Source organism: Streptomyces sp. NPDC060031, from assembly GCF_042736805.1.
Lineage (GTDB): Bacteria > Actinomycetota > Actinomycetes > Streptomycetales > Streptomycetaceae > Streptomyces.
Map to the genome: position 1 here is coordinate 20,811 of NZ_JBHWVM010000050.1, position 12,659 is coordinate 33,469.

Consider the following 12,659-nt stretch of genomic DNA (forward strand, 5'->3'; position numbering starts at 1 on the left):
GCGCTTGAGGTGCGGGGTCTGGGGCGGAGCCCCAGGAACCCCGGCTCCGCCGGGCCCGAGTGCCGCGGCGGGGGCGGGGCGAGGCCGAGACGGGGGCGGGCTAGCCGCGCAGCGCCGCCGCGCCCCACGGGGTCTTGCGGATCTCGCGGCGCAGCCGACGGGCTCGCAGCCCCGTGACCCGGTCCGCGTACACCGTCCCGTCGAGGTGGTCGCACTCGTGCTGGAGGCACCGGGCGAAGAACCCCGTCCCGGACACCCGCACGGCCGCGCCGTCCGAGGTGACCCCCTCCACCACCGCGTGGTCGAAGCGGACGGTGCCCGCCTCCAGCCCCGGCAGGGACAGGCAGCCCTCGGGGCCGCGGAACTCGTCCCCGTCGGCCGTCACCAGACGCGGGTTGACGATGTGCCCGACGTGGCGGACGTCCTCGTCGTCGGGGCAGTCGTAGACGAACACCCGCTGCCCGACGCCGATCTGGTTCGCGGCGAGGCCGACGCCCTCGGCGGCGTACATCGTGGCGAACATGTCCTCGATGAGCCGCTCGAGGGGCGGTCCGAACTCGGTGACCTCCGCGCAGGCCGAGTGGAGCACCGGGTCGCCCAGCAGGCTCATGGTGCGGACGAGACCGGTGGTACCTGGGATGGGGCGCTGTCGCATGGCCGTAAGGGTACGACGGGCGACTATATGAGGAGATCCGCGGCGGCTCGGGGGCGCCGCGGTCAGGGCCCGGGCCGGTACTGGATAGGCTGGGGGCGACCGACGCAAGGAGGACAAGGGACGATGGCAGGCAACACAGAGCCGCTTTCGCCGCGGGCCAAGCTGGCCGTGACGGCGGGCAAGGCCGCGGCGGCGGTGTCGCGGGCCGCGGGACGCGGAAGCGGATCGGTGATCGGCGGCAAGGTCGCACTCAAACTCGACCCCGATCTTCTTGGCGCGCTGGCCCAGCATCTCGACGTCGTCCTCGTCTCGGCGACGAACGGCAAGACCACGACGACCCGCCTCATCGCGGAGGCCCTGCGCGCCAGCGGCCCCGTCGTCTCCAACGCCCTCGGCGCGAACATGCCGGCCGGCATCACCTCCGCTCTCGCGGGCGGCTCGGACGCCAAGTACGGCGTCATCGAGGTCGACGAGAAGTACCTGGCCGGAGTGGCCCGGGACGTCACCCCCAAGGTGATCGCCCTGCTGAACCTCTCCCGCGACCAGCTCGACCGCGCCGCCGAGACCCGCATGCTCGCGGAGAAGTGGCGCGAGGGCCTCTCGGGCTCCAAGGCGGTCATCGTCGCGAACTGCGACGACCCGCTGATCGTGTGGTCCGCCTCCTCCTCGCAGAACGTGGTGTGGGTCGCGGCCGGCCAGGAATGGAAGGACGACGCCTGGTCGTGCCCCTCCTGCGGCGGCGTCATGCAGCGCCCGGGCGACGACTGGTTCTGCGGCGAGTGCGGCTTCCGCCGCCCCATCCCGAGCTGGGTGCTCTCCGGCGACCACGTGCTGGACCCGCACGGCAGCGCCTGGCCGATCCACCTCCAGCTGCCCGGCCGCGCCAACAAGGCGAACGCCGCCACCTCGGCCGCCGTGGCCGCGGTCTTCGGCGTCCCTCCGCAGGTCGCCCTGGAGCGCATGTACCAGGTGCAGGCGGTGGCCGGCCGTTACGACGTGGTCGGCTTCCAGGGCCGTGAGCTGCGCCTGCTGCTCGCGAAGAACCCGGCGGGCTGGCTCGAAACGTTTTCCCTGATCGACCCGCCGCCCACCCCGGTGGTCCTCTCGGTGAACGCGCGCGGCGCCGACGGCACCGACACCTCCTGGCTGTGGGACGTGGACTACACGCGCCTCGCCGGCCACCCCATCTTCGTCATCGGCGACCGCAAGCTGGACCTCGCGGTCCGCCTCGAGGTCGCCGGCCTGGACTTCCGGGTGTGCGAGACCCTCGACGAGGCCGTGCAGCTCGCGCCGCCCGGACAGATCGAGCTGATCGCCAACTACACCGCCTTCCAGGACGTGCGCCGCCGCGTCGGCAACTAGCGCCCCTTCAGAACCGCAGAGGACACGAGCATGAGCGACAACAGCCTGCGTCTGGTGTGGGTCTACCCCGACCTGCTGAGCACGTACGGAGACCAGGGCAACGCCCTCGTCGTGGAGCGCCGGGCGCGCCGGCGCGGCCTGGACGTGGAGCGCGCGGACGTGCGCAGCGACCAGCCGATCCCGACCTCGGGCGACATCTACCTGATCGGCGGCGGCGAGGACCGGCCGCAGCGGCTGGCCGCGGAGCGGCTGCTGCGCGACGGCGGTCTGGAGCGGGCCGTCTCGAACGGGGCGATCGTCTTCTCCGTCTGCGCCGGCTACCAGATCCTGGGCCAGGAGTTCGTCAACGACATGGGCGAGCGCCAGGAGGGCCTCGGCCTGCTGGACGTGGTCACCGTGCGCGGTGAGGGCGAGCGGTGCGTCGGCGACGTCCTCGCCGACATCGACCCGCGGCTGGGCCTGCCGCAGCTGACCGGCTTCGAGAACCACCAGGGCGTCACGCACCTGGGCCCGAGCGCGAAGCCGTTCGCCCGCACCCGCCTGGGCCGCGGCAACGGCACGGGCGACGGCACCGAAGGCGCGTACAACGACACCGTGTTCGGCACCTACATGCACGGCCCCGTGATGGCCCGCAACCCGCAGATCGCGGACCTGCTGCTCAAGCTGGCCCTCGATGTGAACGCGCTGCCGCCCATCGACGACCGCTGGTACGAGGCGCTGCGCGCCGAGCGCATCGCGGCGGCCACGCAGCCCGCGTAACCCGCAGGTCGCGCGCCGTTCGGCCCGGATTCCCCTCGGGGGGTCCGGGCCGACGTGCCTTCGCACAGAGGATCTGACCAGCATGTGGAGGATGGTGCAGTCCACCGCCGGTCCACTTGTAAGGTGCAGGGTAGTTCCAACCGGACGACGTGGTCCGGTCGTCGGCCCACGTTGCAAAGGTCCTTCCTGCCATGCGCATAGGTGTGCTCACTTCCGGAGGCGACTGCCCCGGCCTCAACGCCGTCATCCGCTCCGTCGTGCACCGCGCCGTCGTCGACCACGGTGACGAGGTCATCGGCTTCGTCGACGGCTGGCGCGGCCTCCTGGAGTGCGACTACCGCAAGCTCGACCTGGACGCCGTGAGCGGCATCCTGGCCCGGGGCGGCACGATCCTGGGCTCCTCGCGGGTCCAGCCCGCGCATCTGCGCGACGGCGTGGAGCGGGCCCGCGGCCATGTCGCCGACCTCGGTCTGGACGCCATCATCCCGATCGGCGGCGAGGGCACCCTGAAGGCCGCCAACCTGCTCTCGCAGGCCGGCCTGCCCATCGTCGGCGTCCCCAAGACCATCGACAACGACATCGCGTCGACCGACGTCACCTTCGGCTTCGACACCGCCGTCGGGGTCGCCACCGAGGCCCTGGACCGGCTGAAGACCACCGCCGAGTCCCACCAGCGCGTGATGGTCGTGGAGGTCATGGGCCGCCACACCGGCTGGATCGCCCTGCACTCGGGCATGGCGGCCGGCGCGCACGCGATCGTCGTGCCGGAGCGCCCCTTCCACATCGAGGAGCTGACGGCGATCGTCGGCGAGCGCTTCTCGGCGGGCAAGCGGTTCGCGATCGTCGTCGTCGCCGAGGGTGCCAAGCCCGCGGAGGGCTCGATGCAGTTCGAGCAGGGCGGCACCGACATGTACGGCCACGAGCGGTTCGCCGGCATCGGCAACCGGCTCGCCGTGGAGCTGGAGCACCGGCTCGGCAAGGAGGCCCGGCCGGTGATCCTGGGCCACGTCCAGCGCGGCGGCACCCCCACGGCGTACGACCGGGTCCTGGCGACCCGTTTCGGCTGGCACGCGGTGGAGGCCGCCCACCGCGGCGAGTTCGGAATGCTGACCGCGCTGCGCGGCACCGACATCGTGATGGTGCCGCTCGCCGACGCGACCTCGACCCTCAAGACGGTCCCGGCCGACCGGTACGCCGAGGCGCAGAACGTCCTGTGAGTCGGGAAACAGGCGCAGCGTGATATTTCCCCCCGTCTGACACCGCCCCCGGACGAATCGCCGTCCGGGGGCGGCATTACTGTGGTGGGGCACCACAGGTCAAGGGAGTGGAAGAGATGAGTTACCTCGCGCACGCGGGCATGGACATGGACATGGACCTGCCTCCGTTCACGCTCGGGCGCGGGCTGGAGTTCTCCTTCGACGCCTTCTTCCTGATCGGCTCCCTGGTGGGCCTCGGCCTGTACGCATGGGGCGTGGTGCGGCTGCGCCGGCGCGGGGACTCCTGGTCACCGGGCCGGACCGTCGCCTTCACGGCCGGCGTGCTGAGCGTGGCCCTGGTGATGTGCACCAAGCTGAACGACTACGGCATGGTCATGTTCAGCGTGCACATGGTCCAGCACATGGTCATCAGCATGCTCTCCCCGATCCTGCTGCTGCTCGGCGCGCCGGTGACGCTGGCGCTGCGCGCGATACCGCCCGCCGCGCGCGGGGTGAAGGGGCCGCGCGAACTGCTGCTGATGCTGCTGCACAGCCGCTACATGAAGGTGATCACCCATCCGGTGTTCACCATCCCGCTGTTCATCGCCAGCCTCTACGGCCTGTACTTCACGCCGATCTTCGACTTCCTGATGGAGTCCAAGACCGGGCACATCGCGATGATGGTGCACTTCCTCGCCGTCGGCCTGGTCTTCTTCTGGCCGATCATGGGCGTGGACCCGGGCCCGCACCGCCCCGGCTACGTGATGCGGATGCTGGAACTGTTCGCCGGGATGCCCTTCCACGCCTTCTTCGGCATCGCGCTGATGATGGCGAGCGAGCCGATGGTCAAGACGTACGCGAATCCGCCGGCCTCCCTCGGCATCGACCCCCTGCTCGACCTGCAGTGGGCCGGCGGCATCGCCTGGGCCTTCAGCGAGGTTCCCTCGGTGCTGGTGCTGATCGCGCTGGTCTACCAGTGGTACCACTCGGAACAGCGGGCGGCGAAGCGCTCCGACCGGGCCGCGGACCGCGACGGCGACCAGGAGCTCGAGGCGTACAACGCCTATCTCGCCACACTCCAAGCGCGTGGCCAGTAGCGCGAGACCGCCTTCGCGCGCGACCATGGGGCATGACCGGTTCCGTTAAGGCGATGGCCGTGATGACCTTCGCCGCCCTGGTGGCCGTGGCCGCCTACTCCGTGGCCCTCGGCAGCAACGGCTGGCTGTGGTTCGGCTGGGTGGTGCTGGGGCTGCTGACCGCGGGGATGGCCGCCTCGCGCAGCAGCTGAGCCCGGACGCCACCGCCCCCTGCTCCCCGTGCCTGACCGTCCGTAAGATGTCGGTGTCAACGGGGACATCGACGGGAGCGGCCTGGTGTTCTACCACTTGCTCAAGCACGTGTTGCTCGGTCCGCTGCTGAGGCTGCTGTTCCGGCCCCGGATCGAGGGGCTGGAGAACATCCCGTCGGAGGGGGCCGCGATCGTCGCGGGCAATCACCTGTCCTTCTCCGACCATTTCCTGATGCCCGCGATCCTGAAGCGGCGGATCACCTTCCTCGCGAAGGCCGAGTACTTCACGGGTCCCGGGGTGAAGGGGCGGCTCACCGCCGCCTTCTTCCGCAGTGCCGGGCAGATCCCGGTGGACCGCTCGGGCAAGGACGCCGGGCAGGCCGCGCTGCGCGAGGGGCTGGGGGTGCTGTCCAGGGGCGAGCTGCTGGGGATCTACCCGGAGGGCACGCGCTCGCACGACGGGCGGCTGTACAAGGGCAAGGTGGGCGTCGCGGCGATGGCGCTCGGGGCCGGGGTGCCGGTCGTGCCGTGCGCGATGGTCGGCACCTTCGAGATCCAGCCGCCCGGGCAGAAGATCCCGAGCATCCGGCGCGTGACGATCCGCTTCGGGCGGCCGCTGGACTTCTCCCGGTACGCGGGGATGGAGGGCGAGCGGGCCGTGCTGCGGGCCGTCACCGACGAGATCATGTACGAGGTCCTGGAGCTCTCCGGTCAGGAGTACGTCGACCGGTACGCCGCCGAGGTCAAGGCCGAGGAGGAGCAGGCGCGGAAGAAGGCCCGGCGCAAGACGCGCTGAGCCTTCTCCCGCGCAGGTACTGCGGGTGGTGCGGTGGTGCGGGTCCCGCTCGTGCCGCCGCGTGCTAGCGGACGGCGGGCAGGTCCTCAAGCGCCGGGAGGTCGGAGCCCGGAGCCTGGGCGAGCGACTTCGCGGCGGCCGGGGCCGGCGCGACCGGGGTGGCGTGCGGACCGCACTTCACGTCCTTGGCGTCCACCTTGCCGGTGAGCAGGTAGGTGTCCACCCGCGTGTTGATGCAGGGGTTCACCAGGCTGGTGACACCGTGCGAGCCGGCGTTCTGCTCGGTGATCAGACGCGAGCCGGCCAGCTTGCGGTGCAGCGAGACCCCGCCCTCGTACGGCGTGGCCGCGTCGCGCTCGGACTGGACGATCAGGACCGGCGGCAGACCGTGCTTGGCGCCGACCGCGATCGGGTTGCTCTGCTTGGACTTCCAGGTCGCGCAGGGCAGGTTCATCCAGGCGTTGGACCAGGTCAGGAACGGGTACTTCTGGTGCAGCTTGGTGTTGTCCCGGTTCCACTTGGCCCAGCTGGTGGGCCACTTGGCGTCGGCGCACTCGACCGCGGTGTAGACGGCGTTGCCGTTCTCTGCCGTGGCGTTGCCCTTGGTGTCGGACATGTCCGGGGCGATGGCGTCGATCAGGGCCTTCTCGTCACCGGCCAGGTACGCGCTCCAGGTCTGGGCGACGGGCACCCAGGAGGAGTCGTAGTACGGGGCGCTCTGGAAGAAGCCGAGGAGCTCGGCCGGGCCGACCACTCCGCCGAGCGGGTTGGCCTTGGCCTTGGCGCGCAGCTCCAGCCACTTGGCCTCGACCTTGGCGCGGGTGTCGCCGATGTGGAAGACGGAGTCGTTCTTGGCGACCCAGTCCTGCCAGTCGTTCCAGCGCATCTGGAAGGCCACGTCCTGGCCGAGGTTGGCCTCGTACCAGATGTTGTCCTGGTCCGGGTCGACCACGCTGTCGACGATCATGCGGCGCACGTGGGTCGGGAACAGGGTCGCGTAGACCCCGCCGAGGTAGGTGCCGTACGAGACGCCGAGGTAGTTCAGCTTCTGCTCGCCGAGGGCGGCGCGGATGACGTCCAGGTCACGCGCGGTGTTGGGCGTGGTCATGAACGGCAGCATCTCGCCGCTGCGCTCCTGGCAGCCGTCCGCGTACTCGGCGGCGAGCTTGCGCTGGGCGCTCTTGTCGGCCTCGCTGTCGGGGACCGGGTCGGCCTTGGGGGCCTTGACGAACTCCTGCGGGTCGATGCAGGAGATCGGCGCGGAGTGGCCGACGCCGCGGGGGTCGAAGCCCACGAAGTCGTACGCCTTGGAGGTGTTCACCCACAGCGGGGCCTTGGTGGTGACCCGGCGCGGGAAGCGCATGCCGGAGCCGCCGGGGCCGCCCGGGTTGTAGACGAGCGCGCCCTGGCGCTCCTCCTTGGTGCCGGTGCTGGCGATCCGGTCGACCGCGAGCTCGATCGTCTTGCCGAACGGCTTGCTGTAGTCGAGCGGGACCTTGACCCAGCCGCACTGGATGGGCTTCTCGAAGCCCCAGTCGGCAGGACAGTCCTTCCAGTCGATCCCGGTACGGGCCGCGCGGGCGGCGGCGATCTGCGTGCCGACCGCCTCCGCGGCCCCGTTGTCACGGCCGGCCGAGGCCGCCGTCGCGGACGGAGCGAGCATCAGGCCCGCCGCCAGCGTGCCGGTGATCAGAGTGGCGGCGCTCCCCAGCGCCGCGTTGCGTATCACGTGGTTGTTCCCCCTGCGTCATGAGCCGCCGTGGGCGGCCTGGTTCGGTCGGGTTCGATCGTCGGCGTTGCAGGGGAATCCTTTCGCCTGACGTGTCTCCGGCAACAGAGCACGGTCGCGTTCTTTGCCAACCCGATAACCGGAAAGGTGTGTACCGCTGAGCGGTGTCTGGTTCGTCCTGAGTTTGTCCGCGCCTCACCAACCGTGGGTACGGCATGCGGCGTCGAGCAGTTCGCGCAGCCGCAGGGCGTCCGGTGCCAGGGCGGTCACCAGGGCCGCAGGGCCGGCCAGCGGGGTGAGAACGGCGAACTCCCCGAGCACCGCGGCGGCGGGCGGAGCCTGCTCGAAGGCCGGGTCGACGATGAGGAGTTGGCCGAGCGCGCGGTGGCCCGCGATCCCCGCCGGGCCGTCCCAGCCGCCGGGCGCGCCGGGGCCGCAGGCCAGCTCCTGGTCCAGCAGCGGGCGCCCGCCGCGGGTCACGGTGAGGCGGCTCCGCAGCAGGCCGGGCGCCTCACCGGTACGGCCCAGCACCTGCTCCTCGCGCAGCAGGAGACGGGCGGTGGGCGCGAGTTCCGCCCGGGTGTGGACCCGCAGCCGGCTGCCGCGGACCGAGACGAGCGGCTCCGGCAGCCACCGCACCCGCGACTCCCGCGCCAGGGTCAGCCGTACGTCGTACCGCGCGGACTCGCCGCCCCGGCCGGGCAGGGCCAGGGTGGCCGCCGCCGAGCGCATCAGCAGCCGGGCGCCCGGGCCGGCTTCGGCCTCGACCGTGAGGTGGTCGCCGCCGAGGGGGGCGCTCATGGCGCCGACCAGCATGACGCCGGCCTCGGACTCGGCGCCGGGCCCCTCTCCCCGGGTGCGGCGCAGCGCGAGCGGTCCCTCCCCGGCCAGCAGCGGAAGCGCGGTGCCGCCGCGCCCGTCGGCGGCTGCGCGGATGCGGGCGGTGGCCCGCAGACCCGCCGCGACCGGTGGGGCGGGGGGCGCGCTGGTCACCGCACGACCCAGGCGGCGATCCGCTCGCGCACCCAGTCGGCCACCGGTCCCACGCCGTCGGGTCCGCGCAGGGACTGGAAGGTGACGGGCAGTTGCCCGCGCTGTTCGGCGGCGTCGCGGGCCATCCGGTCCAGGTCGGAGCCGACGTGGGGGGCCAGGTCGGTCTTGTTGACCACGAGCAGGTCGGCGGTGGTGACGCCGGGGCCGCCCTTGCGCGGGATGTCGTCCCCGCCGGCCACGTCGATGACGAAGATCTGGGCGTCGACCAGGCCCCGGGAGAAGGTGGCGGTGAGGTTGTCGCCGCCGGACTCGACGAGGATCAGGTCGAGTCGTCCGCTCTGCCGGAAGGCCTCCTCCAGTTCCTCCACGGCTTCCAGGTTGGCGGAGATGTCGTCGCGAATCGCGGTGTGCGGGCAGGCCCCGGTCTCCACGGCGGCGATCCGCTCGGGCGGCAGGACGGCCTCGCGGAGCAGGAACTCGGCGTCCTCCCGGGTGTAGATGTCGTTGGTGACGACGGCCATGGACAGCTCCGCGCGCAGGGCCCGGCACAGGGCGGCGACGGTGGCCGTCTTGCCGGAGCCGACCGGGCCGCCGAGTCCGATGCGCAGGGCACGGCGCGTGCCGTCGGGGTGCACGGGTTCGGCGCTGTGGGTGTGCCGGTGGGGGTGGGCCACGGCGTGGTCGAGGTGCATGGGGGGCTCCTTGGGTGGTGGTTCAGGAGGCGAAGAGCCGTACCGGCCAGTCGGCATGGATCTGCGCCGCGATGTCGAGCAGGGGCGAGGAGGCCGCGGGCAGCGCCTCCGGGCCGTCCGCGCGGGCCCGCAGGGCGGCGGCCGACGCCTGCTCGGCGACGGCGTCGAGGTCGGGGGCGAGCCGGGCCAGGACCCCGGTCGCCTCGAAGGGGTCCAGGCCCAGGAGCCGCACGGTGGCCGTCGCCGGGCCGCTGACGCTCTCGTACGCCGCCACGTGCGCGGCGGCCCGCGGCCCGAGCCCGGCCGCCCGGGCGGTGATCCCGAGCACGACGGGCTGGTGCGCCCCGCGCGGGAACGCGGCGCCCAGCGCGTCGAGTTCGGCGGCGGGCCAGGTGGCCCGCGCGGCCCGCAGCAGCTGCCGCCCGAGCCGCCGGGCGGCGGTGCGCAGCGCGGGCGAGGGGGTCCGCGCCTCGGCGGCGGCGTCGAGCTCGGCCGGGTCCAGCCCGAGGGCCGCGGCCGCGGCGAGTGCGGCAGCGACGAGTCCCGCGGTGTGCAGCCGGCCCCGGCAGAACTCCTCGAGGGTGGCGGCGTCGTGGATCCGGCCCGCCTTGCAGGCGGCCTCGGCCCCGCCGGAGTGGGCGTGGCCCCCGGCGGGGAAGCGGCCGTCGGCGAGGACGAGCAGTGCGGCGAGGCTCATCGCGGCAGGCCCCTTCTCAGAACAGGAAGTATCGCTGGGCCATGGGCAGTTCGACGGCGGGCGCGGGCTCCACCACCTCGCCGTCGATGGTGACGGTGAAGGTGTCGGCGTCGACCGTCACCCTCGGCATGGCGTCGTTGCCCCGCATGTCGCTCTTGCTCACCTTGCGGGTGCTCTCGATGGCCACGAACTCCTTGCCGAGTCCGAGCCGTTCGGGCAGTCCGTCGTCGAGCGCGGCCTGCGCGGTGAAGTTGAGCGAGTTCAGCGCGGGGGCCCGTCCGTGGGCGCCGAACATCGGCCGGGGCAGTACGGGCTGCGGGGTGGGGATGGACGCGTTGGCGTCGCCCATCTGCGCGTAGGCGATCTGGCCGCCCTTGATGACGAGCGCGGGCTTGACCCCGAAGAAGGCGGGGCTCCACAGCACCAGGTCGGCGAGTTTGCCGGTCTCCACCGAACCGACCTCGCGGGCCAGCCCCTGGGCCACGGCGGGGTTGATCGTGTACTTGGCGACGTAGCGGCGGGCCCGGTGGTTGTCGGCGGGTCCGTCGCCGGGCAGGAATCCGCGCCGCTTCTTCATCACGTGGGCGGTCTGCCAGGTGCGCAGCACGACCTCGCCGACGCGCCCCATGGCCTGGGAGTCGGAGGAGATGATGGATATGGCCCCGAGGTCGTGCAGGACGTCCTCGGCGGCGATGGTGGAGGGCCGGATCCGGGACTCGGCGAAGGCGAGGTCCTCGGGGACGGCCGGGTTGAGGTGGTGGCAGACCATCAGCATGTCGAGGTGTTCCTCGACGGTGTTGACGGTGTGCGGCCGGGTCGGGTTGGTGGAGCTGGGCAGGATGTTCGGCTCCGAGACCACGGTGATGATGTCGGGGGCGTGCCCGCCGCCCGCTCCCTCGGTGTGGTACGAGTGGATCGTCCGGCCGCCGATGGCGGCGAGGGTGTCGGCGACGAAGCCGGCCTCGTTGAGGGTGTCCGTGTGGATGGCGGCCTGGGCGCCGGTCTCCTCGCAAACGGTCAGGCAGGCGTCGATGACGGCGGGGGTCGAGCCCCAGTCCTCGTGGAGCTTGAATCCGAGGGCGCCGCCGCGCAGCTGGGAGTACATGCCCTCGCGGGACATGGTGTTGCCCTTGCCGAGGAGGCCGATGTTGACGGGGTGGGCCTCCAGCGCGGCGAACATCCGGGCCAGGTGCCAGGGCCCCGGGGTGACGGTGGTGGCCTTGGTGCCCTCGGCGGGGCCGGTGCCGCCGCCGACGAGGGTGGTGATCCCGGAGGCGAGGGCCTCGTCGATGACGGTCGGGGAGATGAAGTGCACGTGGGCGTCGATGGCGCCGGCGGTGAGGATCTTCCCGTTGCCCGCGATGATCTCGGTCTCGGGGCCGATGACGAGTGCGGGATCCACCCCGTCCATGGTGTCGGGATTGCCGGCCTTGCCGATGCCGCTGATCCGGCCGTCGCGGATGCCGACGTCGGCCTTGACGATGCCCCAGTGGTCGAGGATGACGACCCCGGTGATCACCGTGTCGGGGGCGCCTTCGGCGCGGGTCGTGCGGGCCTGCCCCATCGACTCGCGGATGACCTTGCCGCCGCCGAAGACGGCCTCGTCGCCGGCCCGGCCGGGGCCGCCCCCGAGGTCCTGCTCGACCTCCACGAAGAGGTCGGTGTCGGCGAGCCGGATCCGGTCGCCCACCGTGGGGCCGAAGAGGTCGGCGTACACCTGGCGCGAGATCTCAGCCATCGAGCGGCCCCCCGGTCTCGCCGCGCAGTCCCGGTACGGTGCGCAGGCCCGCCAGCGGTACGAGTTCCACGGCGACGGGGATGCCCGGCTCGAAGCGGACCGCGGTGCCGGCCGCGACGTTGAGCCGCAGTCCGTAGGCCGCGGTCCGGTCGAATTCGAGGCCGGGGTTGGCCTCGGCGAAGTGGTAGTGGGAGCCGACCTGGACGGGCCGGTCGGCGGCGTTGAGCACGGTGAGGCGGGTGACGGGGCGGCCCTCGTTGAGGCGCACCGGGCCGTCCCCGTAGGCGATTTCGCCGGGGATCATGCGGGTACTCCCTCTCAGACGATCGGGTCGTGGACGGTGACGAGTTTGGTGCCGTCCGGGAAGGTCGCCTCGACCTGCACGTCGTGGATCATCTCGGGAATGCCCTCCATGACCTCTTCGCGGGTGAGGACGGTGCGGCCGGAGGCCATCAGCTCGGCCACGGTCCGCCCGTCGCGGGCCCCTTCGAGGAGGTGCGCGGTGATCAGGGCGATGGCCTCGGGGTGGTTGAGCAGGACCCCGCGCGCCCTTCGCTTCCCGGCCACGTCCGCGGCCACGTGGATGAGCAGTCGCTCCTGCTCGTGCGGTGTCAGTTGCACGCGTATCACCAAGCTTCCGGGACAAGATCAACAGTGCGCGGAGCCGACCCTACTGGCCATCAACACTTTGTTGACCTGCGCATATCCGGGCCAAGCGTGTCTTGCCCAAGACAGAGCAAGGCTTTCCGTCCCG

The 12,659-nt window shown here is 72.1% G+C and carries 14 protein-coding genes; 6 read left to right on the forward strand and 8 right to left on the reverse strand.

Annotated features, from left to right (window positions below):
• Positions 1-100: 100 nt before the first annotated feature.
• Entirely contained in the window at positions 101-655 is a 555-nt protein-coding gene (gene def / locus ACFWB8_RS22070) for a peptide deformylase (protein WP_385229548.1), read from the reverse strand.
• Positions 656-778: 123 nt separating this feature from the next.
• On the opposite strand from def, the gene ACFWB8_RS22075 reads away from it, so the two are divergent.
• The 6 genes from ACFWB8_RS22075 to ACFWB8_RS22100 all read left to right on the forward strand — a co-directional run bounded on the left by ACFWB8_RS22075 (position 779) and on the right by ACFWB8_RS22100 (position 6,056).
• Positions 779-2,017, forward strand: coding sequence for a MurT ligase domain-containing protein (locus tag ACFWB8_RS22075; RefSeq protein WP_385229551.1), 1,239 nt, complete (start codon positions 779-781; stop codon positions 2,015-2,017).
• Between the two features lie 30 nt (positions 2,018-2,047).
• Positions 2,048-2,776: a type 1 glutamine amidotransferase gene (locus ACFWB8_RS22080; protein WP_385229554.1), complete on the forward strand. Its 729-nt coding sequence runs from the start codon at positions 2,048-2,050 to the stop codon at positions 2,774-2,776.
• A gap of 191 nt (positions 2,777-2,967) precedes the next feature.
• A complete protein-coding gene (locus tag ACFWB8_RS22085) occupies positions 2,968-3,993 on the forward strand; it encodes a 6-phosphofructokinase (protein ID WP_385229557.1) in 1,026 nt (341 codons plus the stop codon).
• A 116-nt stretch (positions 3,994-4,109) separates the two neighbouring features.
• A complete protein-coding gene (locus ACFWB8_RS22090; protein WP_385229560.1) occupies positions 4,110-5,069 on the forward strand; it encodes a cytochrome c oxidase assembly protein in 960 nt (319 codons plus the stop codon).
• A 32-nt stretch (positions 5,070-5,101) separates the two neighbouring features.
• On the forward strand, positions 5,102-5,260 hold the full coding sequence (locus tag ACFWB8_RS22095; protein ID WP_385229563.1) for a hypothetical protein: 159 nt from the start codon (positions 5,102-5,104) through the stop codon (positions 5,258-5,260).
• A gap of 85 nt (positions 5,261-5,345) precedes the next feature.
• The gene (locus ACFWB8_RS22100; RefSeq protein ID WP_385229566.1) at positions 5,346-6,056 is read left to right on the forward strand and encodes a lysophospholipid acyltransferase family protein; all 711 of its coding nucleotides are present in this window, start codon (positions 5,346-5,348) and stop codon (positions 6,054-6,056) included.
• A 64-nt stretch (positions 6,057-6,120) separates the two neighbouring features.
• Here the strand turns inward: ACFWB8_RS22100 and ACFWB8_RS22105 are convergent, their stop codons facing one another.
• The 7 genes from ACFWB8_RS22105 to ACFWB8_RS22135 form a co-directional block, all read right to left on the reverse strand.
• Positions 6,121-7,719: an alpha/beta hydrolase gene (locus ACFWB8_RS22105; protein ID WP_385229650.1), complete on the reverse strand. Its 1,599-nt coding sequence runs from the start codon at positions 7,717-7,719 to the stop codon at positions 6,121-6,123.
• Positions 7,720-7,980: 261 nt separating this feature from the next.
• On the reverse strand, positions 7,981-8,778 hold the full coding sequence (locus tag ACFWB8_RS22110) for an urease accessory protein UreD (RefSeq protein ID WP_385229569.1): 798 nt from the start codon (positions 8,776-8,778) through the stop codon (positions 7,981-7,983).
• On the reverse strand, positions 8,775-9,470 hold the full coding sequence (ureG, locus tag ACFWB8_RS22115; protein WP_385229572.1) for an urease accessory protein UreG: 696 nt from the start codon (positions 9,468-9,470) through the stop codon (positions 8,775-8,777). The genes ACFWB8_RS22110 and ureG overlap by 4 nt, the downstream gene beginning before the upstream one ends.
• 22 nt (positions 9,471-9,492) lie before the next feature.
• Positions 9,493-10,167, reverse strand: a complete 675-nt coding sequence (locus ACFWB8_RS22120) for an urease accessory protein UreF (protein WP_385229575.1) — start codon at positions 10,165-10,167, stop codon at positions 9,493-9,495.
• Between the two features lie 16 nt (positions 10,168-10,183).
• Positions 10,184-11,905 carry an urease subunit alpha gene (locus tag ACFWB8_RS22125; protein ID WP_385229578.1) on the reverse strand — a complete coding sequence of 574 codons (1,722 nt, stop codon included), beginning with the start codon at positions 11,903-11,905 and terminating at the stop codon, positions 10,184-10,186.
• Positions 11,898-12,209, reverse strand: coding sequence for an urease subunit beta (locus ACFWB8_RS22130; protein ID WP_385229581.1), 312 nt, complete (start codon positions 12,207-12,209; stop codon positions 11,898-11,900). Before ACFWB8_RS22130 ends, ACFWB8_RS22125 begins: the two co-directional genes overlap by 8 nt.
• 14 nt (positions 12,210-12,223) lie before the next feature.
• Positions 12,224-12,526 (reverse strand): urease subunit gamma, encoded by a 303-nt coding sequence (locus ACFWB8_RS22135; RefSeq protein ID WP_385229584.1) that lies wholly within the window; start codon positions 12,524-12,526, stop codon positions 12,224-12,226.
• Between the last annotated feature and the right edge of the window lie 133 nt (positions 12,527-12,659).